General features: G+C 59.5%; 15 protein-coding genes. 4 read left to right on the top strand and 11 right to left on the bottom strand.

Going from position 1 to position 20,042, the window contains the following annotated elements:
- Nucleotides 1-95 precede the first annotated feature (95 nt).
- Nucleotides 96-575 (top strand): type 3 dihydrofolate reductase, encoded by a 480-nt coding sequence (gene folA, locus QLG03_RS13375; protein ID WP_004204271.1) that lies wholly within the window; start codon nucleotides 96-98, stop codon nucleotides 573-575.
- Nucleotides 576-1,174: 599 nt separating this feature from the next.
- On the opposite strand, the gene apaH is transcribed toward folA, so the two are convergent.
- Genes apaH through lptD form a run of 6 tightly spaced genes read right to left on the bottom strand, consistent with a single transcriptional unit; the run spans nucleotide 1,175 to nucleotide 7,910 of the window.
- Nucleotides 1,175-2,023 (bottom strand): bis(5'-nucleosyl)-tetraphosphatase (symmetrical) ApaH, encoded by an 849-nt coding sequence (gene apaH / locus QLG03_RS13380; protein ID WP_023291949.1) that lies wholly within the window; start codon nucleotides 2,021-2,023, stop codon nucleotides 1,175-1,177.
- A 4-nt stretch (nucleotides 2,024-2,027) separates the two neighbouring features.
- Nucleotides 2,028-2,405 (bottom strand): Co2+/Mg2+ efflux protein ApaG, encoded by a 378-nt coding sequence (gene apaG, locus QLG03_RS13385; protein ID WP_004204274.1) that lies wholly within the window; start codon nucleotides 2,403-2,405, stop codon nucleotides 2,028-2,030.
- A 2-nt stretch (nucleotides 2,406-2,407) separates the two neighbouring features.
- Nucleotides 2,408-3,229, bottom strand: coding sequence for a 16S rRNA (adenine(1518)-N(6)/adenine(1519)-N(6))-dimethyltransferase RsmA (gene rsmA, locus QLG03_RS13390; RefSeq protein ID WP_023291950.1), 822 nt, complete (start codon nucleotides 3,227-3,229; stop codon nucleotides 2,408-2,410).
- Nucleotides 3,226-4,215 (bottom strand): 4-hydroxythreonine-4-phosphate dehydrogenase PdxA, encoded by a 990-nt coding sequence (pdxA, locus tag QLG03_RS13395; RefSeq protein ID WP_023291951.1) that lies wholly within the window; start codon nucleotides 4,213-4,215, stop codon nucleotides 3,226-3,228. Before pdxA ends, rsmA begins: the two co-directional genes overlap by 4 nt.
- 5 nt (nucleotides 4,216-4,220) lie before the next feature.
- Nucleotides 4,221-5,507: a peptidylprolyl isomerase SurA gene (gene surA, locus QLG03_RS13400; RefSeq protein WP_023291952.1), complete on the bottom strand. Its 1,287-nt coding sequence runs from the start codon at nucleotides 5,505-5,507 to the stop codon at nucleotides 4,221-4,223.
- Between the two features lie 54 nt (nucleotides 5,508-5,561).
- Nucleotides 5,562-7,910: an LPS assembly protein LptD gene (gene lptD, locus QLG03_RS13405; protein WP_032429098.1), complete on the bottom strand. Its 2,349-nt coding sequence runs from the start codon at nucleotides 7,908-7,910 to the stop codon at nucleotides 5,562-5,564.
- Nucleotides 7,911-8,153: 243 nt separating this feature from the next.
- Here lptD and djlA point away from each other — a divergent pair, with 243 nt between their 5' ends.
- Entirely contained in the window at nucleotides 8,154-8,981 is an 828-nt protein-coding gene (gene djlA / locus QLG03_RS13410) for a co-chaperone DjlA (protein ID WP_008807470.1), read from the top strand.
- A 31-nt stretch (nucleotides 8,982-9,012) separates the two neighbouring features.
- On the opposite strand, the gene QLG03_RS13415 is transcribed toward djlA, so the two are convergent.
- On the bottom strand, nucleotides 9,013-9,711 hold the full coding sequence (locus tag QLG03_RS13415; protein WP_023291954.1) for a response regulator: 699 nt from the start codon (nucleotides 9,709-9,711) through the stop codon (nucleotides 9,013-9,015).
- Complete coding sequence (locus tag QLG03_RS13420; RefSeq protein ID WP_117136447.1) at nucleotides 9,701-11,326, bottom strand: sensor histidine kinase; 1,626 nt, start codon at nucleotides 11,324-11,326, stop codon at nucleotides 9,701-9,703. The genes QLG03_RS13415 and QLG03_RS13420 overlap by 11 nt, the downstream gene beginning before the upstream one ends.
- 323 nt (nucleotides 11,327-11,649) lie before the next feature.
- Here QLG03_RS13420 and QLG03_RS13425 point away from each other — a divergent pair, with 323 nt between their 5' ends.
- Nucleotides 11,650-13,014: a 2-hydroxycarboxylate transporter family protein gene (locus tag QLG03_RS13425; RefSeq protein ID WP_048296670.1), complete on the top strand. Its 1,365-nt coding sequence runs from the start codon at nucleotides 11,650-11,652 to the stop codon at nucleotides 13,012-13,014.
- Nucleotides 13,015-13,193: 179 nt separating this feature from the next.
- On the top strand, nucleotides 13,194-13,733 hold the full coding sequence (gene citX / locus QLG03_RS13430; protein ID WP_004204286.1) for a citrate lyase holo-[acyl-carrier protein] synthase: 540 nt from the start codon (nucleotides 13,194-13,196) through the stop codon (nucleotides 13,731-13,733).
- Nucleotides 13,734-13,775: 42 nt separating this feature from the next.
- On the opposite strand, the gene rluA is transcribed toward citX, so the two are convergent.
- The 3 genes from rluA to polB all read right to left on the bottom strand — a co-directional run bounded on the left by rluA (nucleotide 13,776) and on the right by polB (nucleotide 19,898).
- Nucleotides 13,776-14,435 (bottom strand): bifunctional tRNA pseudouridine(32) synthase/23S rRNA pseudouridine(746) synthase RluA, encoded by a 660-nt coding sequence (gene rluA / locus QLG03_RS13435; protein WP_023291957.1) that lies wholly within the window; start codon nucleotides 14,433-14,435, stop codon nucleotides 13,776-13,778.
- An 11-nt stretch (nucleotides 14,436-14,446) separates the two neighbouring features.
- Nucleotides 14,447-17,353 (bottom strand): RNA polymerase-associated protein RapA, encoded by a 2,907-nt coding sequence (rapA, locus tag QLG03_RS13440; protein WP_032453828.1) that lies wholly within the window; start codon nucleotides 17,351-17,353, stop codon nucleotides 14,447-14,449.
- Between the two features lie 187 nt (nucleotides 17,354-17,540).
- Nucleotides 17,541-19,898 (bottom strand): DNA polymerase II, encoded by a 2,358-nt coding sequence (gene polB / locus QLG03_RS13445; protein WP_104467228.1) that lies wholly within the window; start codon nucleotides 19,896-19,898, stop codon nucleotides 17,541-17,543.
- Between the last annotated feature and the right edge of the window lie 144 nt (nucleotides 19,899-20,042).

Consider the following 20,042-nt stretch of genomic DNA (forward strand, 5'->3'; position numbering starts at 1 on the left):
CAGAAAATTTTCTTATTCTTTACCCTCCGGCCAGTCGACGAAGTTGTACGCTTTCCGTATAGTGGCGACAATTTTTTGTACTCAGGAATGAATGAATGATCAGTCTGATTGCGGCGTTAGCGGTAGATCGCGTCATTGGTATGGAAAACGCCATGCCATGGAACCTGCCTGCCGATCTCGCCTGGTTCAAACGCAACACATTAAATAAGCCGGTAGTGATGGGGCGTCTGACCTGGGAATCCATTGGGCGCCCGTTGCCGGGGCGTAAAAATATCGTGATCAGCAGCAAGCCAGGCAGCGACGATCGCGTGCAGTGGGTCTCCTCCGTTGACGAAGCGATTGCCGCCTGCGGCGATGTGGAAGAGATCATGGTGATCGGCGGTGGTCGGGTTTATGAGCAGTTCCTGCCGAAGGCGCAGAAGCTCTATCTGACCCATATCGATGCGGAAGTGGAAGGCGATACCCATTTCCCGGATTACGATCCGGACCAGTGGGAATCGGTGTTCAGCGAGTTTCATGACGCCGACGCGCAGAACTCCCACAGCTACTGCTTTGAGATCCTCGAACGCCGTTAAGCGGGAAGGTTAGCAATGAAAAAACCCCGGTCGCGTCTGGCGTGACCGGGGTTTTCTTTGGCGTGAATTCAGCGCGGATGCCGCTGCCACTATTTTTTCTACGCCAGTTTTCCCGTCGCGGGGTGCGCTTTTCCGGAGCGCTGCCCGGGGTGACAAATGGCACGTAAACGTAGGTCGGGTAAGGCGTTAGCCGCCACCCGACACAAACGTGGCTCCACGCCCGCAGTTCTTGCCCGGCGGCGCTGCGCTTGCGCGGGCCTGCGCCAGGTTTCCCGTCGCGGGGGGCGTTTTTCCGGAGCGCTGCCCGGGGTGACAAATGGCACGTACGTAGGTCGGGTAAGGCGTTAGCCGCCACCCGACACAAACGAGGCTCCGCGCCCGCAGTTCTTGCCCGGCGGCGCTGCGCTTGCGCGGGCCTGCGCCAGGTTTCCTGTCGCGGGGTGCGTCTTTCCGGAGCGCTGCCCGGGGTGACAAATGGCACGTAAACGTAGGTCGGGTAAGGCGTTAGCCGCCACCCGACACAAACGATACTCCACGCCCGCAGTTCTTGCCCGGCGGCGCTGCGCTTGCGTGGGCCTGGGGGGCCGGCGCCTGTTTCTTCAGGACGCGACGGCTTCGCCTTCGTCGAGGCTTTTCTGCCGGTTCGACGGCTGGGTAAAGTACTGCTTATCCTCCCAGCGCAGGCAGGTGAGTTCCCCCCCCCAGCAGCAGCCGGTATCCAGCGCGTAAATGCCCTCCGGCGTACCGCGTCCCTCCAGCGACGCCCAGTGGCCAAAGGCAATGCTGTAGGCACTGCTGACCGGTCCCGGAATGGCAAACCACGGCTTCAGCGGCGCCGGGGCGTCCTCGGGCGCTTCTTTCGAGTACATATCCAGCTGGCCGTTCGGGAAGCAGTAGCGCATGCGGGTGAAGGCGTTAGAGATAAAGCGCAGGCGCGCCAGGCCGCTCAGCTCGTTGCTCCAGTGATTCGGCATGTCGCCGTACATGGCATCGAGGAAGAAAGGGTAGGAGTCGCTGGAGAGCACAGCTTCTACATCGCGCGCGCACTGCTGGGCAGTCTCCAGATCCCACTGCGGGGTGATGCCGGCGTGGGCCATCACCAGCTTTTTCTCTTCGTCCACCTGGAGCAGCGGCTGACGACGCAGCCAGTTGAGGAGCTCATCGGCATCCGGCGCTTCCAGCAGTGATTTCAGACGATCTTTCGGCTTGTTGCGGCTGATGCCGGCGAAGACCGCCAGCAGGTGTAAATCATGATTGCCCAGCACCAGTCGCACGCTGTCGCCCAGAGATTTGACATAGCGCAGAACCTCCAGCGACCCCGGGCCACGGGCCACCAGATCGCCGGTCAGCCACAGCGTATCGATCGCCGGGTCGAATTCAACCTGCGCTAATAATGCGATCAGTTCATCGTAGCAACCGTGAACGTCGCCAATAAGGTATGTTGACATTGTTTTAATGAATGAGCGTTGGAACTGCGAGACGGAAAACAGGGATCTCGATACGGAACGGCGCGCCGTCGATATCGATCATCTCATAATGACCCTGCATGGTTCCCAGCGGCGTTTCAATGACCGCGCCGCTGGTATATTGATATTCACCGCCGGCGGGAATATGCGGTTGCTCGCCGACCACCCCTTCACCCTGAACTTCAGTCTCACGACCGTGGCCGTTAGTGATGAGCCAGTAGCGGCCAAGCAGCTGAACCTGACTCCGCCCCAGATTGCGAATGGTGACGGTATAAGCGAAGACGTAGCGCTCTTCTTCCGGAGAAGACTGCGATTCGATATAGACGCTTTGCACCTGAACGCAAACACGAGGCGAATTGATCATGGTTAGCTCTCCTTCGATGGCAGATTGTCAGACAGCCAGTTGGCCATCTGGCAGTACTGCGCCACGGAAATATTTTCTGCACGCATGGCCGGGTCGATGCCCAGCTCGGTCAGCACGTCCACGCTGAACAGATTGCCGAGACTGTTGCGGATGGTCTTGCGGCGCTGGTTGAACGCTTCGGTGGTGATGCGGCTCAGCACCCGGATCTCTTTGACCGGATATGGCATCGTGCTGTGCGGCACCAGGCGGACCACCGCGGAATCGACCTTAGGCGGCGGGGTAAACGCGCTCGGCGGCACTTCGAGTACCGGGATCACCTGGCAATAATATTGCGCCATCACGCTTAACCGACCATACGCCTTACTGTTCGGTCCGGCAACCAGACGATTCACCACTTCCTTCTGCAGCATAAAGTGCATATCGGCAATGGCATCAGTATAGCTGAACAGATGGAACATCAGCGGGGTCGAAATATTGTACGGCAGGTTGCCGAAGACGCGCAGCGGCTGACCCATTTTCTCCGCCAGTTCGCCGAAGTTCATGGTCATCGCATCCTGCTGATAGATGGTCAGCTTCGGCCCGAGGAACGGATGCGTCTGCAGGCGGGCAGCCAGATCGCGGTCCAGCTCGATAACGGTCAGCTGGTCAAGGCGTTCACCTACCGGCTCGGTCAGCGCGGCGAGACCGGGGCCGATTTCAACCATCGCCTGGCCTTTCTGCGGATTAATCGCCGAGACGATGCTGTCGATCACAAACTGATCGTTGAGGAAGTTCTGCCCGAAGCGTTTACGGGCTAAATGGCCCTGATGGACTCGATTATTCATTGGGTATTAACAATCATTTTGATGGCGAGATTAAGCGCCGTGATAAAACTGCCGACGTCCGCTGTTCCCTGGCCCGCTAATTCCAGCGCGGTGCCGTGGTCGACGGAGGTACGAATAAAAGGTAAACCGAGCGTAATGTTCACGCCGCGGCCAAAGCCCTGGTATTTTAGCACGGGCAGGCCCTGATCGTGGTACATCGCGAGTACCGCATCGGCATGGTCAAGGTATTTGGGCTGAAAAAGGGTGTCAGCCGGCAGCGGACCGCTGAGGTGCATCCCCTTCGCGCGCATCTCTTCCAGCACCGGAATGATGGTGTCTATCTCTTCCGTTCCCATATGACCGCCTTCGCCAGCGTGCGGGTTAAGCCCGCAAACCAGCACATGCGGCTGGGCAATGCCAAATTTCGTGCGCAGGTCGTGATCGAGAATCGTGATGATCTCGCGCAGCAGGTCGGGCGTTATCGCCTCGCTGATGGCTTTCAACGGCAGATGGGTCGTCACCAGCGCCACCCGCAGCTCCTCGGTCGCCAGCATCATCACCACTTTGCTGGCCTGCGCGCGCTCTTCGAAGAACTCGGTATGACCGGTGAAGGCGATGCCAGCGTCGTTGATGTTGCCTTTGTGCACCGGGCCGGTCACTAACGCCGCAAATTCGCCGCTCAGGCAGCCGTCGCAGGCGCGCGCCAGCGTCTCGACTACGTAGGCGCCGTTTTGTACGTTCAGCACGCCGGGCTCCGCCGGGACGCTCAGCGGTACGTTAAGCAGCGTCAGCGTACCGGCACGCTGCGGAACGGGCGGTTGCGCAGCATCATATGGCAGGAGAGATAAAGGAAGACCGAGCCTCTGGGCTCGGTCAGTTAACAGGGCGCCATCGGCGCAGATCACCAGCTCAACTGGCCAGTCGCGCTGGGCAAGCTGCACGACCAGGTCAGGGCCAATCCCGGCGGGTTCGCCGGGAGTGATAACAACTTTACGGGTTTCAGGCATCGATATTAGTTGCTCAGAATTTTAACATACGCACTGGCGCGCTGTTCCTGCATCCAGGTTGCCGCTTCTTCAGAGAATTTGCGGTTCATCAGCATACGGTAAGCACGATCTTTCTGCGCGGCGTCGGTTCTGTCGACCTGACGGCTATCCAGCAGTTCGATCAGATGCCAGCCGAAGGAGGAGTGCACCGGTCCGCTGGTCTGCCCTTTGTTCAGACGCATCAGCGCATCGCGGAACGCCGGGTCGAAGATATCCGGCGTGGCCCAGCCTAAATCACCGCCCTGGTTCGCCGAGCCTGGATCTTCAGAATACGCTTTCGCCGCTTTAGCGAAGGTGGTTTTCCCGCTCTTAATGTCGGCGGCAATCTGCTCCAGCTTAGCCTGAGCCTGCGCATCGTTCATGATTGGCGATGGCTTCAGCAGAATATGACGGGCATGCACTTCGGTGACGGAGATGTTCTGGGTCCCACCGCGCAGGTCATTCACTTTCAGAATGTGGAAGCCGACGCCGGAACGGATCGGACCGACGATATCCCCTTTCTTCGCGGTGCTTAACGCCTGGGCGAAAATGCCCGGCAGCTCCTGGATACGACCCCAACCCATCTGGCCGCCCTTCAGCGCCTGTTGGTCGGCGGAGTAGGTGATCGCCAGTTTACCGAAGTTGGCGCCGTTGCGCGCTTGCTCAACGATGGCATTCGCTTGCTCCTGAGCCGCGGCGACTTCATCAGAGGTCGGGTTCTCCGGCAGCGGGAGCAGGATGTGGCTCAGGTTAAGCTCGGTGCTGGCGTCGTTCTGGTCGCCGATCTGTTTGGCCAGCGCTTCCACTTCCTGCGGCAGCACGGTGATACGACGACGCACTTCATTGTTACGCACTTCCGAAATCAGCATCTCTTTACGGATCTGGTTACGGTAGGTGTTGTAGTTGATGCCTTCATAGGCCAGACGGCTGCGCATCTGATCCATGGTCATATTGTTTTGTTTGGCGATGTTGGCGATGGCCTGATCGAGCTGGTCGTCAGAGACCTTCACGCCCATCTTCTGCCCCATCTGTAACACGATCTGGTCCATGATCAGTCTTTCGAGGATCTGATGGCGCAGGGTCGCGTCATCCGGTAGCTGTTGGCCAGCCTGACCAGCATTGAGCTTAACCGATTGCATCAAACCATCGACGTCGCTTTCCAGTACGACGCCATTATTGACGACGGCCGCTACTTTATCGACCACCTGGGGGGCAGCGAAACTGGTATTCGCGATCATGGCGATACCGAGAAGCAGCGTTTTCCAGTTCTTCATACTTTTTCCATTTCGATTAACCGCAAATGCGGATGATGTTGTAAACCAGCCGCATCACAGGGAGCTCTGGTACGGTAAAATGTTCGAACGCAGCATCTGCTGGGTGCCGAGGCCGTAATTAGAGCTCAGACCGCGCAATTCGATATTGATTCCGAAGGTGTTGTCGTATTTGCTCTCGCCGCCATTGTTGTTGCTATCCCAACCGTTGACTTTACGTTCGTAGCCAAGACGGATGGCGTAGCAGCAGGAGTTATACTGGACACCCAACATCTGGTTTGCTGCTTTCCGGGTATTGGTATCGTAGTAGTAGGCCCCGACCACGGACCAGCGATCGACGATCGGCCAGCTGGCGGTCATCCCGACCTGCGAAATACCCTCTTTATATTGCGCCGCAGTGGAATATGACGGCAGCGTGGCCTGAATATATTCCGGGCTGGCGTAACGATAGTTAAGCTGGACTAAGCGGTTTTCATCGCGACGGTATTCAATGGTGCCGTTGCCGGTTGCGACGTTATCCAGACGCGTATCATACTGGATCCCGCCGCGCAGACCCCAGTTATCGGCAATGCGCCAGTAGGTGTCGCCGGCCCATACCAGTGAACCCGTGGTGTCGTTGTTCTCCCAGTTGATGTTGTCATCACCGGTGCGTGACTCGGTGAAATAGTAGATTTGACCAACGGAAATGTTAAAACGTTCCACCGCGGCGGCGTCATACACGCGCGAGGTGATACCGGTAGTGACCTGATTGGCCGACGCGATGCGGTCCAGACCGCTATAGGTACGGTCGCGGAACAGGCCGGTGTAGTCCGACTGCAACAGCGTGGAGTCGTAGCTGCCGATTTCACTCTGATCGCGGTACGGCACGTACAGATACTGCATGCGCGGTTCCAGCGTTTGGGTGAACCCCTCCTGCAGGTCGCGCTCAAAGACCATTTTGCCGTCGATTTTAAACTGCGGCATCACGCGGCTAACGGACTCTTTGTAGTCCGTACCGTTGGCGGCGTTGTACTTATCAAGATTGCTCTGCTGGTAGTGGGTCGCCAGCAGCTTGGCTTCGGTATTCAGACTCCCCCAGCCGTTGGACAGCGGCAGGTTGATCGTCGGTTCGAAGTGAACGCGGGTCGCTTCCGGCATATTGTTGTTCGAGTTAACAAAATGGGCGACCTGGCCGTACAGATGGGTATCGAACGGACCGACATCGTTCTGGTAGTAGTTGATGTCGAGCTGCGGCTCAGCCGAGTAGGAGTTGCTCGACTCCCGATCGAAGACCTGGAACTGCTTGGTTGAGACCGTGGCGTCAAAGTTCTGATTGACATACCCGGCGCTGAATTTCTGCGTCGCATAGCCGTCGGTACTGGAACCATACTTCGAGCTGAAATCGTTGAAGTAGTCAGGATCGCTGACCTTGGTGTAGTCAGCGTTCAGACGCCACACCTGATCGATAACCCCGGAGTGGTTCCAGTAGAACAGCCAGCGGCGGCTGTTGCTGTCGCTGGAGTGGTCGTCTTCGTAGACTTTATCCGACGGCAGGTAGTCAAACTCCGTTAAGCCGCTGCCGAGCTGGGTCAGATAGCGGAATTCGTTTTCCCACATCACGCCGCCGCGCTTGTTCATATAGTGCGGGGTGATAGTGGCATCGAAGTTTGGCGCGATGTTCCAGTAGTACGGCAGGGAGAATTCCACGCCGTTTTTGGTGCTGTATTTCGCGTTCGGGATCAGGAAGCCTGAACGACGCTTATCGCCCACCGGCAGCTGCAGGTAGGGGCTATAGAAAATCGGCACGGAGCCAAGCTTGAAGCGGGCGTTCCAGATCTCGGCAACTTGCTCTTCGCGATCGTGGATGACTTCGCTGCCCACGACGCTCCAGGTGTCGGAGCCCGGCAGACAGGAGGTAAAGCTGCCGTTTTCCAGAATGGTATAGCGGTTTTCGCCGCGCTGTTTCATCAGGTCAGCGGTGCCGCGTCCCTGGCGTCCGACCATTTGATAATCGCCCTGCCAGACGTTGGTATCTTTGGTATTCAGATTCGACCAGGCTTTTGGCCCTTTGAGGATCACCTGGTTATCGTCGTAGTGCACGTTGCCCAGCGCGTCCACCGTGCGCACCGGCTGCGCCTGGCCCGCGGCCTGCTGCTGATGCAGCTGAACTTCGTCGGCGCGGAGGCGGCTATTCCCCTGGTTAATATCGACGTTACCGGTAAAGACGGCGTTGTCCGGGTAGTTGCCCTTCGCATGATCGGCGTTAATCGTCACCGGCAGATCGCCAGGCCGACCTTCCACGAGCGGACGATCATAGCTTGGCACGCCAAGCATACATTGCGTTGCGAGATCGGCAGCGAGGCCTTGTTGGCTATACAAGGCGCTGGCAATCATCGTAGCCAGGAGGCTGGGAATACGTTTTTTCATACGTTGTATTTATTGTTCCATCATCTTGTGGCAGCGGCTTGCAAACGGTCAGAGCCTAACTTACTCAACTTTATCACGCTAGTGTTAATCCTGCCCGTTTCGAGCCCGAGCGTTAGGCACCCTGTTGAATGACGAGTATGATAAAGCAAATTATAGGCTATGTCCCACAATTGACCGAGGCGCGAGTGCCGGGTAACGTGCGGTCATATTCGTGCTTAACGGCGACAAACAGTTGGGGAGTCTATGCAGTATTTGGGTAAAGTGATTGGCGTGGCAGTGGCTTTGCTGATGGGCGGTGGGTTCTGGGGCGTGGTGCTCGGCTTCCTGGTCGGCCATATGTTTGACCGGGCGCGCAGCCGCCGGTTGAATCTCTTCGCCAATCAGCAGGAGCGTCAGTCGCTCTTCTTTTCCACCACCTTTGAAGTGATGGGGCATCTGACCAAGTCCAAGGGCCGCGTTACCGAAGCGGATATTCACGTCGCCAATGTGCTGATGGATCGCATGAATCTGCACGGCGCTTCGCGCACCGCGGCGCAGCAGGCGTTTCGCGACGGCAAGGCCGACAATTATCCGCTGCGCGAGAAGATGCGCCAGCTGCGCAGCGTCTGCTTTGGTCGCTTCGATCTGATTCGGATGTTTCTGGAAATTCAGCTGCAGGCGGCGTTCGCTGACGGCGAACTGCACCCTAACGAACGTGAAGTGCTGTTCGTCATCGCCGATGAGCTTGGCATCTCCCGCGCCCAGTTCGATCAATTCCTGCGAATGATGCAGGGCGGCGCCCAGTTCGGCGGCGGTTCGCAGCAGCAATCTTATGGTCAGCACGGCGGCAACGCCGGCTGGCAGCAGGCGCAGCGCGGTCCAACGCTGGAGGACGCCTGCAACGTGCTGGGGGTGAAACCGACTGACGACGCGGCGACGGTGAAGCGCGCCTATCGTAAGCTGATGAACGAGCACCATCCGGACAAGCTGGTGGCGAAAGGGCTGCCGCCGGAGATGATGGAGATGGCCAAACAGAAAGCCCAGGAGATCCAGAAGGCCTGGGAGCTGATTAAAGAGCAGCGCGGCTTCTGAGTTTTCCAGCCCCTCCCACCCGGCGAGGGGATTAGCGTTTGGCCTGTGCGCGGCGATACAGCCGCCGCGGATGGCCGATTTTTCCGTACAGCATCTCCACCTCCAGAAAACCGGTCTCAACGCCGTGTTCAAGATAGCGGCGGGCGGTGGTTTTGCTGAGCCCGGCGGCGCTGACCACCTCATCAACGGAAAAGCAGTGCGCTTCCCGGCCGCTAAACAGACCCTGCACCAGCGCCAGCGTTTTCTCTTCAATCCCTTTGCTGCCACTATCCATACGATAGTTCTTCGCCTGCAATTGATAGAGGGAATCGACGTTCTGCTGATCGACGATTTTCCACTCCCGCTGCTGATCGTAGAACTGGATAAAACGCTCCAGCGACTGGCTCAGCCGCTTCCATGATACCGGCTTAAGAATATAGTCGAAGGCGCCGTTGCGGATGGCCTGGCTGCAGGTTTCCATATCGCTGGCGGCGGTGATAAAGATCACCGAGCATTGGCTGGTCGCCAGCGCCGGGTCGGTCATCAGCGTCACCCCTTTGCCGTCCGGCAAATAGTTATCCAGCAGCACCAGTTGCGGCGGCGTGGCGTGGAGCAACTGACGGGCCTGAGCGAGGGAGGCCGCCATGCCCGCCAGCCGCAGGCGCGGGTGTTTCTGCACAAGCTCGGCGTGCAGGCGCGCCAGCTCGCTCTCATCTTCAATGATTAGCACATCGACCAGGTCATGATGCATCGTGGGCCTCCGGTTGCGGACAGGCGGGCGCGTCGGCCGGGATAAACAGGGTGAAGATCGTTCCCCGCGGCGCGTTATCGGCGACTTCGATGGTGCCGCCCGCCTGAGTGACATAATGTTCAATAAGATACAGACCAATGCCGTGATCGCCACGGGTTTTGGTGGTGACGCCGCGTTCAAAAATGCGCTCGCGGATATCGGGGCGGATGCCGACGCCGCGGTCGGCCACTTCGATAATCAGCTCCCGTGCGTTGAGCTGGATCAGAACTTCCACCGGCTCATGCGGAAGCTCGGCGCGCTGCGTGGCTTCGATGGCGTTATCCAGCAGGTTGCCGATGATGGAGATCAGTTCGGATTCCATCAGCGACGGCAGCGGACGGTCAATGCGGCAGGCCGGGTCGAAGCTCAGCGCCACGCCTTTTTCGCGGGCGCGAGTGGCTTTGCCGAGCAGCAGACCGCACAGCGTCGGCGAGTGGAAGTGCGAGGAGATAAAGTCCAGTAGCTCCTGAGCATGCTCCGACTGGGCCTGAATATAGCGGATCGCTTCGTCATAATGGCCCATATGCAGCAGGCCGGAGAGGGTGGTCATCCGGTTGAGCTGCTCGTGGCGCATGATGCGAAGATTGTCGACATAGCGCTTCACCTGGCTCAGCTGGGCGGTGAGGGCATTGATTTCATTGCGGTCACGGAAGGTAATCACCCAGCCCTGCAGGGTGTTCTCCAGCATAATGCGCACCCGACTGGCGAGCACGGTCAACTGGTTGAAGCGGCACAGCTCATCATGGGTGTCGCGCTCAAGCATGTCGCCGCTGGCGAAAAAGGGCTGCGGGGAAATCACGCTGTCGATGGACTGGCCGCGCAGCTGACGGGCGGGCTGGCTGAGTCCCAGCAGGCTGCGGGCGGCATGGTTAATCACCTCAATGCGCCGCTGGCGATCGATGACGATCACCCCCTCAAAGATCGACTCCATCATCGCCTTTTGCTGGCGCACCAGCAGGCCTATCTCCCGCGGCTCGAGCGAAAAAATCTGTTTCTTGATGCTGCGGGTAAAGTACCAGGAGAAGATAAACAGGGCGGTGAGCAGCAGGACGGCGGCGATAAAAATATTGATCACTTTGCTCAGGGTAATGCTGTCGAGATAGCTGGTGAGGTAGCCGACGGAGACAATGCCGATCACCCGCCCCGCGTCATCGATGATGGGCGTTTTACTACGCAGCGAGACGCCCAGGCCGCCTTTGCGAATGGTGGTAATGGACTTTCCCTCCAGTACCGCCTGGTTGTCGCCGCCGACCAGCCGCGTGCCGACCCACTCCGGATGGACGGAATGAAACAGATGCATCCCCTGGCGGTCGCCGATGACGATAAAGCTGGCGTCGCTATGGGCGGCGATTTGCTGCATAAACGACTGAATCGCCTGTGGGTCATGCCGGCTGACCTGCTGACGTAAATTTGGCATCAGGGCTATCTCTTCGGCCTGAATTTTGGCCCTGGCGCTCATTTCCTGATAAAGCTGGCGGCTGGCGTCAAAGTAATAATAAATACCCAGCGCGATAAACAGGACTGAGAAAAAAGCGACCAGCGAAATAAACAGCTTATATTGAAAAGATAATTTCATAGGTCCCGGACGACGTATTCACCATACCGGCACTCTATCATTTTTCTGTCACGTGACGTAAATGTTAAGGGAAAGTTGTGATCAGCGGCGCAGGCGCGGGCTACCGCCAGTGGTCGCGGCGGAAATAACGCGTGGCGGGAAATAAAAACCATAAAAACCACAATAATAAATCAGAGATATATCACCCCTGCGCGGATCAGCGAATAGAAACCATAAAAACCATAGTGACCATTAAAACTTCTTTTTTAATTCGGGGAGCTTCACATTAACGACGCCGCTGTCCCTTTACGCTGAAAATGAATAATAACGACAGGGCTGAATTTATGAGCACCACAGACAACGCATTCTCTGCAACCCTAGAACCGATCAATACGCCGAAAACCACGCTCAGGCAGCGCTGGTGGCACATCATGGATAACTGGAAGGTAGGGATCGTCCCGCTGCCGCTGTTTCTGCTGGCCGGGGGGCTGATCGCTCTCGACTGCCTTGGCGGTAAACTGCCGAGCGATATCGTGGTGATGGTGGCTACGCTGGCCTTCTTTGGCTTCGCCTGCGGCGAGTTTGGCAAACGCCTGCCGGTGCTGGGAAAACTCGGCGCGGCGGCGATCTGCGCCACTTTTATTCCTTCCGCGCTGGTCCATTACGGCCTGCTGCCGGACGTGGTCGTTGAATCCACCACCAAATTCTATAAATCCACCAACATCCTCTATCTCTATATCTGCTGCATTATCGTCGGCAGCATCATGAGTATGAACCGCACCACCCTGATTCAGGGCTTCCTGAAGATCTTCTTCCCAATGCTGTGCGGCGAGGTGGTTGGCATGCTGGTGGGCATCGGCGTCGGCACGCTCTTGGGCATGGATCCGTTCCAGGTGTTCTTCTTTATCGTGCTGCCGATCATGGCCGGCGGCGTAGGGGAAGGGGCGATCCCGCTGTCGATGGGCTACGCCGCGCTGATGCATATGGAGCAGGGAGTGGCCCTGGGCCGGGTGTTGCCGATGGTGATGCTCGGCAGCCTGACGGCGATCGTCATCTCCGGCTGCCTCAACCAGCTCGGCAAGCGCTTCCCGCATCTGACCGGCGAAGGGCAGCTGATGCCGAACCGCAGCCATGAAACCCGCAGCCTCGGCGAGAGCGAAGGCGTGAGCGGCAAAACCGACGTCGGGACGCTGGCCTCCGGCGCGCTGCTTGCGGTGCTGCTGTATATGATGGGAATGCTCGGCCACAAACTGATTGGTCTGCCGGCGCCGGTGGGCATGCTGTTTCTCGCGGTGCTGTTAAAGCTGGCTAATGTGGTTTCTCCGCGCCTGCAGGAGGGATCGCAGATGGTGTATAAATTCTTCCGCACCGCAGTCACCTACCCGATCCTCTTTGCCGTCGGCGTGGCGATCACCCCGTGGCAGGAGCTGGTGAACGCCTTCACCTTCACCAACCTGCTGGTGATCGTCAGCACCGTCTCCGCGCTGGTGGCGACCGGTTTCCTGGTCGGTAAAAAGATAGGGATGCACCCGATCGATGTGGCGATTGTCTCCTGTTGCCAGAGCGGGCAGGGCGGCACCGGCGATGTGGCGATCCTGACCGCCGGCAACCGCATGAGCCTGATGCCGTTCGCGCAGATCGCTACCCGGATTGGCGGGGCGATAAATGTCTCGCTGGGGTTGCTGTTCCTCAGCCACTATCTGGCGTGATATAACGCTACGCTCAGCGATAAACCTGCTATTTTCCGCTACAGAACGCAGAAAATATCTGCGTTCTGTATCCTAAATGCTCCGCATTTAGCGTTACAATCAGCGCGCGATCGGCTATCGCAACCATCATCATGACAGTCCAGGCGCTGTCGCATTTATCATATGTAGGAGAGGAATTAATGTCAGTGGATACTCCCGCCCAGGCGGGCGTCAGCATCGACGCATTGCTGGCGGCGAAAGAGCAGCGTGCAGCCCGCCAGGCCGACTGGTTGGCCCATTATCAGCAGCCTGTTATTTCCCTGACCCTGGTGACCCCCGGGGCGGTGAAGGACAGCATTCGCTATCGCAACATGATGGGCGTAGCCCTCCAGGCCTGCGATCAACTGCTGTGGAAGCACCGCTGGCAAACGCTGGATCGTCAGGTGCTGTGGCTGCCGACCGGGCCTGAAGCGCTGTGGTGCGTGGCGCACCCGGCCAGCGAAATCAAAGCGATGTGCAGTACGCTGGAGCAGAGCCATCCGCTGGGACGCTTGTGGGATATCGATGTGATCTGTCCGCAGAGCGGCCAGGTGGGACGCCAGTCGCTGGGCGAGTCGCAGCGCCGCTGCCTGCTGTGCGATGAGCCGGCGCACGCCTGCGCGCGCAGTCGTCGTCACGACACCGATCTCGTCGTTGCCCGCGTTGAGCAGATGATTGACGCGTGGTTTGCCCGCGATTAACGGGTCAGTATTCCCCGGCGGCAAAGCGCTGCCGGGGAGGTCCTAAAAGTCGATCGGCGCGCGGAAGGTCATCGCGTTGCCGTAGGCGGGGTGGGTAATGGTGAGCGTCTCAGCGTGCAGCAGCAGGCGCGGGGCCATCGCCAGCGCCTCAGGCGTGGCGTAAAAGCGGTCGCCAAGGATCGGATGCCCCAGCGCCAGCATATGCACGCGCAGCTGGTGCGACCGTCCGGTAATCGGCTTCAGGCGCACGCGGGCGGTGTTATCTTCCGCGTACTCCAGCACCTCATACTCGGTCTGCGCCGCTTTGCCGGTTTCATAACACACCTTCTGCTTTGGCCGGTTCGGCCAGTCGCAAATCAGCGGTAAATCCACCAGGCCCTCCGCCGGCTGCGGATGGCCCCAGACGCGGGCGATGTACTGCTTCTTCGGCTCGCGCTCGCGGAACTGACGCTTCAGTTCGCGTTCCGCCGCCTTATTCAGCGCCACCACAATCACGCCGCTGGTGGCCATATCAAGGCGATGCACCGATTCGGCCTGCGGGAAGTCGCGCTGAATGCGCGTCATCACGCTGTCTTTATGTTCATCAAGACGACCCGGCACGGACAACAAGCCGCTCGGCTTGTTGACTACCATGATGTGCTCATCCTGATACAGGATCACCAGCCAGGGATCCTGCGGCGGATTGTAGTTTTCCATCGCCATTTTGCGTTCCGTTACTGGTGAGTGACGACGATCAGACGCAGCGCGTCCAGACGCCATCCGGCCTGTCCCAGCGCCTCCAGCACCTGCTGGCGGTTACTTTCAATCGCCGCCAGTTCGTCGTCACGGATGTTCGGGTTGACCGCCTTCAGCGCTTCCAGACGGGAGAGCTCCGCCGTCAGCTTATCGTCGGCTTCGCTACGCGCCGCGTCGATCAGCCCCTGCGCCGCCTTGGCGATCTGCGCTTCGCCCTGCTGCAGAATGGCGTGAACGTCCTGTTGAACCGCGTTGACCAGCTTGCTGCCGGTGTGGCGATTGACCGCGCTCAGCTGGCGGTTGAAGCTTTCAAACTCCACCTGGCCGGCGAGGTTGTTGCCGTTTTTATCCAGCAGCATGCGAACCGGGGTCGCCGGCAGGAAGCGGTTGAGCTGCAGCTGCTTCGGCGCCTGCGCTTCGACCACGTAGATCAGCTCCAGCAGCAGAGTGCCGACCGGCAGCGCCTTGTTCTTCAGCAGGGAAATGGTGCTGCTGCCGGTATCGCCGGAGAGGATCAGGTCGAGGCCGTTGCGGATCAGCGGGTGCTCCCAGGTGATGAACTGCGCGTCTTCACGGGACAGCGCCACGTCACGCTCGAAGGTGATGGTGCAGCCGTCCTCCGGCAGACCCGGGAAGTCCGGGACCAGCATATGGTCGGAAGGGGTGAGGACGATCAGGTTTTCGCCGCGGTCGTCCTGGTTGATGCCGACGATATCGAACAGGTTCATCGAGAAGGCGATCAGGCTGGTGTCGTCATCCTGCTCTTCGATGCTCTCCGCCAGGGCCTGAGCTTTCTCGCCGCCGTTGGAGTGGATCTCCAGCAGACGGTCGCGGCCCTGCTCCAGCTGCGCTTTCAGGGCGTCATGCTGCTGGCGGCAGGACTTGATCAGATCGTCAAAGCCGTCGGTGGATTCCGGCGCCGCAAGGTAGTTGATCAGCTCGTCATGGACGCTGTCGTAAACGGTCCGTCCGGTCGGGCAGGTATGTTCGAAGGCGTCGAGACCTTCGTGGTACCAGCGCACCAGCACCGACTGCGCGGTCTTTTCCAGGTACGGGACGTGGATCTGGATATCGTGCGCCTGGCCGATACGGTCGAGGCGGCCGATACGCTGCTCCAGCAGATCCGGGTTAAACGGCAGATCGAACATCACCAGATTGCTGGCGAACTGGAAGTTGCGTCCTTCGGAACCGATCTCAGAGCACAGCAGCACCTGGGCGCCGGTGTCTTCTTCGGCAAACCACGCCGCGGCGCGGTCGCGTTCGATAATCGACATTCCTTCATGGAACACGGCGGCGCGGATACCTTCGCGCTCGCGCAGCACCTGCTCCAGCTGCAGCGCGGTGGCGGCCTTGGCGCAGATCACCAGCACCTTCTGCGAACGGTGGCTGGTCAGGTAGCCCATCAGCCACTCGACGCGCGGGTCGAAGTTCCACCAGGTGCCGGTATCGCCTTCAAATTCCTGATAGATCTGCTCCGGATAGAGCATGTCGCGCGCGCGCTCTTCCGCGGTTTTGCGGGCGCCCATGATGCCGGACACTTTGATGGCCGTCTGGTACTGGGTCGGCAGCGGCAGGCGAATGGTGTGCAGCTCGCGTTTCGGGAAACCTTTGACGCCGTTACGGGTGTTACGGAACAGCACGCGGCTGGTGCCGTGGCGGTCCATCAGCATCGAGACCAGCTCCTGGCGCGCGGCCTGGGCGTCTTCGCGATCGCTGTTGGCGGCCTGCAGCAGCGGCTCGATATCCTGCTCGCCGATCAGATCGCCGAGGGTATTGAGTTCGTTATCGCTCAGCTTGTTGCCCGCCAGCAGCAGGGCGACGGCGTCGGCCACCGGACGGTAGTTCTGCTGTTCTTCGACAAACTGCGCGAAATCGTGGAAGCGGTTCGGATCCAGCAGGCGCAGGCGCGCAAAGTGGCTCTCCATCCCCAGCTGTTCCGGCGTCGCGGTCAGCAGCAGAATGCCCGGCACGCGCTCGGCCAGCTGTTCAATGGCTTGATATTCGCGGCTCGGCGCCTCTTCGCTCCACACCAGGTGGTGCGCTTCATCGACCACCATCAGGTCCCACTCGGCGTCGCACAGATGCTCCAGACGCTGCTTGCTGCGGCGCACGAAGTCTAAAGAGCAGATCACCAGCTGTTCGGTTTCAAACGGGTTATAGGCGTCATGCTGCGCTTCGGCGTAGCGCTCGTCGTCAAACAGCGAGAAGCGCAGGTTGAAGCGGCGCAGCATCTCCACCAGCCACTGGTGCTGAAGGGTTTCCGGGACCACAATCAGTACGCGCTCGGCGGCGCCGGAGAGCAGCTGCTGGTGCAGGATCATCCCGGCTTCGATGGTTTTACCTAAGCCCACTTCATCGGCCAGCAGGACGCGCGGAGCGTGACGACGACCCACGTCGTGGGCGATGTTCAGCTGATGCGGGATCAGGCTGGTGCGCTGGCCGCGCAGGCCGCTCCAGGGCATGCGGTACTGCTCGCTCTGGAACTTGCGCGCGCGGTAGCGCAGGGCAAAGCGGTCCATGCGGTCGATTTGGCCGGCGAACAGGCGGTCCTGCGGCTTGCTGAACACCAGTTTGCTGTCGAGCAGCACTTCACGCAGGGTGACGTTCGCTTCCTGGGTATCGAGGCGGGTGCCGGTGTAGGACAGCAGCCCGTTCTCTTCATGCACTTTGTCAACGTGGAGCTGCCAGCCTTCGTGGCTGGTAATGGTGTCGCCCGGGTTAAACATCACGCGAGTGATCGGGGAATCGTTGCGTGAGTACAGACGGTTTTCGCCGATGGCGGGGAAGAGGAGAGTGACCATGCGCGCATCCAGCGCTACCACCGTCCCTAATCCTAGTTCGCTCTCTGTGTCGCTAATCCAGCGTTGACCAAGTGTAAAAGGCATATATGTTCGGCTCTTTAGTTCTTTAATTGCAGGCAATAGTTGATCATCCCCATGTACAACCGGAGATGCGTCAAAATTGGGGCCAGGAATGGAAAGGGCGCTATATTACTGGATGGCAGAACGTTCGTCACGTCCTCCTCACGGTTCATTTTCAGGCTTCTGCGCCCGCAGAATGGGTGTGAAAAAATCAAAATAGCCCCAGCTGTCCTGTCACTATTGTAGCAAAGTCGTCGTTGACGAAGGGCAGGATCCCTTCCGCCACCGGCTGCAGCTGCTTTGACAAATAGTGGTCGTAATCGAGCGGCGATTGTTGATAATCCACCGGTTCCGGGCCGCCGGTGGTCCAGACGTATTTGATGGTGCCGCGCTGCTGATACTGCTGCGCCCGACCCCGCTTCAGGTTGTGCTCATCGGCAAGCCTCGCGGCGCGCACATGAGGCGGCACGTTGCGCTGATACTCCGCCAGCGGCCGGCGCAGGCGTTTGCGATAAACCAGCTGCTCATCGAGCTCGCCGTTCATCAGCCTGGCGATAGTCTCCCGCACATAATCCTGATACGGCTGGTTGCGGAAGATGCGCAGGTACAGCTCCTGCTGAAACTGCTGGGCCAGCGGCGTCCAGTCGGTGCGCACCGTTTCCAGCCCTTTGAAAACCATGCGCTGGCCGTCGCCCTCCTGAATCATGCCGGCGTAACGCTTCTTGCTGCCGGTATCGGCGCCGCGGATCGTCGGCATCAGAAAGCGGCAGAAGTGGGTTTCGTATTCCAGCTCCAGGGCGCTGGTAAGCTGGCTTTTGCCAAGCTCTTGCGCCCACCAGGCGTTGACATCGTTCACCAGCGTCCGGCCAATCTCCGCCGCCTGCGCTTCGCTGTGCGTGCGCTTAAGCCAGACGAAAGTGGAGTCGGTATCGCCGTAGATAACGTCATAGCCTTTGGCTTCAATTAACGCTTTGGTCTGACGCATGATCGCGTGGCCGCGCATGGTGATCGACGAGGCGAGACGCGGGTCGAAGAAGCGGCAGGCGCTGGTGCCCAGCACGCCGTAAAAGGCGTTCATGATGATCTTCAGCGCCTGGGAGAGCGGCTTATTGTGCTGGCGCTTGGCTTCATCGCGGCCATGCCAGATCTGGCTGACAATCCCCGGCAGGCAGTGCTTGTCTCGCGAGAAGCGGGCGCCGAGGAAGCCCTCAATGCTGTGCTGGTCATCGGGCTGCGCCAGGCCCTCCACCAGGCCGACCGGATCGATTAAAAAGGTGCGAATGATCGACGGATACAGGCTCTTGTAGTCCAGGACCAGCACCGAGTCATACAGGCCGGGGCGGGAGTCCATCACATAGCCGCCGGGGCTCGCCTGCGGCGGCACGTCGCCGAGGTTCGGCGCCACGTAGCCCAGGCGGTGCATGCGCGGAAAATAGAGGTGGCTGAAGGCGGCGACCGAGCCGCCGTGGCGATCGGCGGGCAGGCCGTTGACCGTCGCTCGTTCGAGCAGAAACGGCATGATCTCCGTTTTGTGGAAGATCCGCGTCACCAGCTCGCAGTCCTGTAGGTTATAGATGGCCAGCGCCGGTTTATCGTCATGGAAGCGGCGATCGATCTCGTCCATCCGATCCCACGGGTTGTCGATGGCTTTGCCTTCGCCCAACAGCTCGCGCGCTACCGCCTCCAGCGAAAAGGAGGAGAAATTCCAGAACGCCGATTTCAGCGCCTCGATACCGTCGATAATCAGCCGGCCGTGGGCCTGGGCGAAGAAGACGCCGTGCTTAAAGCCGTGCTCGCGCCACTCCAGCTCGCTGTTGCCGCGGCCGAGCCGCAGCGGGATACGATAGCGTTCGGCATGCTTTTGCAGGACGCGCAGATCAAACTGCACCACGTTCCAGCCGATCAGCACGTCGGGATCGTGATCGGCAAACCAGGCGTTGAGCTTTTCCAGCAGCAGGGGGCGACTGGCGACGTAGACCAGATCGAAATCGACGTCTGGCGGCGTTTCCGGTTCGGGGCCCAGCATGTAGACCACCCGCTGACCGCAGCCTTCCAGGCCGATGCAGTACAGCTCGCCGTGACGGCTGGTTTCGATATCCAGCGACACCCATTTCAGCGGCGGGCGATAGTCAGGATGGGGTTTCATGCGCGCGTTGACCAGATGCGGGCCACGCGTTTCGCCTTCCACCCACACCGGGGCGGTAATAAAGCGCTCCATCAGGTAGCGCTCCGGCGGACGGATATCGCCCTCATAGAGGGTGACGCCGCTATCGCGGAGCATCTTCTCCAGACGCATCAATTGACGATGGGCGCGGCAGTAGAGGCCGACCACCGGCTGGCGGTGGAAATCTTTCAGGGCCAGCGGGGCGAAGCGGAAGCCTTTCTCACCCTGCAGCAGTCGCTCAGCCTGCGCCCGCTGCGCGGCGGGGATAAAGGCGACGGACTCCTGCGGCGGCAGCGTGACCTGCAGCGGGCCGTCGTCGGTGGCCAGCCAGAAGGACAGCTCGGTGCCTTGCGGAGTGTCCCGCCAGTGACGGGTGAGTAAAAAACCTGCTCGTGGCTGGGTCACGGGTGCTCTCAACGATAAAAAACCAGGCCTGATTATAGCCTGGTTTCTCAGTGGGTGCTGGGGTTTTATACAGGTACTCGGCGCTAAGGTGGCGCCGGATTTCGGCTTGCGCGCTTATCCGGGCTACCCGACGCGGCGGAGCCG

Source organism: Klebsiella sp. V115_8 (assembly GCF_029967715.1).
GTDB classification, from domain to species: Bacteria; Pseudomonadota; Gammaproteobacteria; order Enterobacterales; family Enterobacteriaceae; genus Klebsiella; species Klebsiella quasipneumoniae.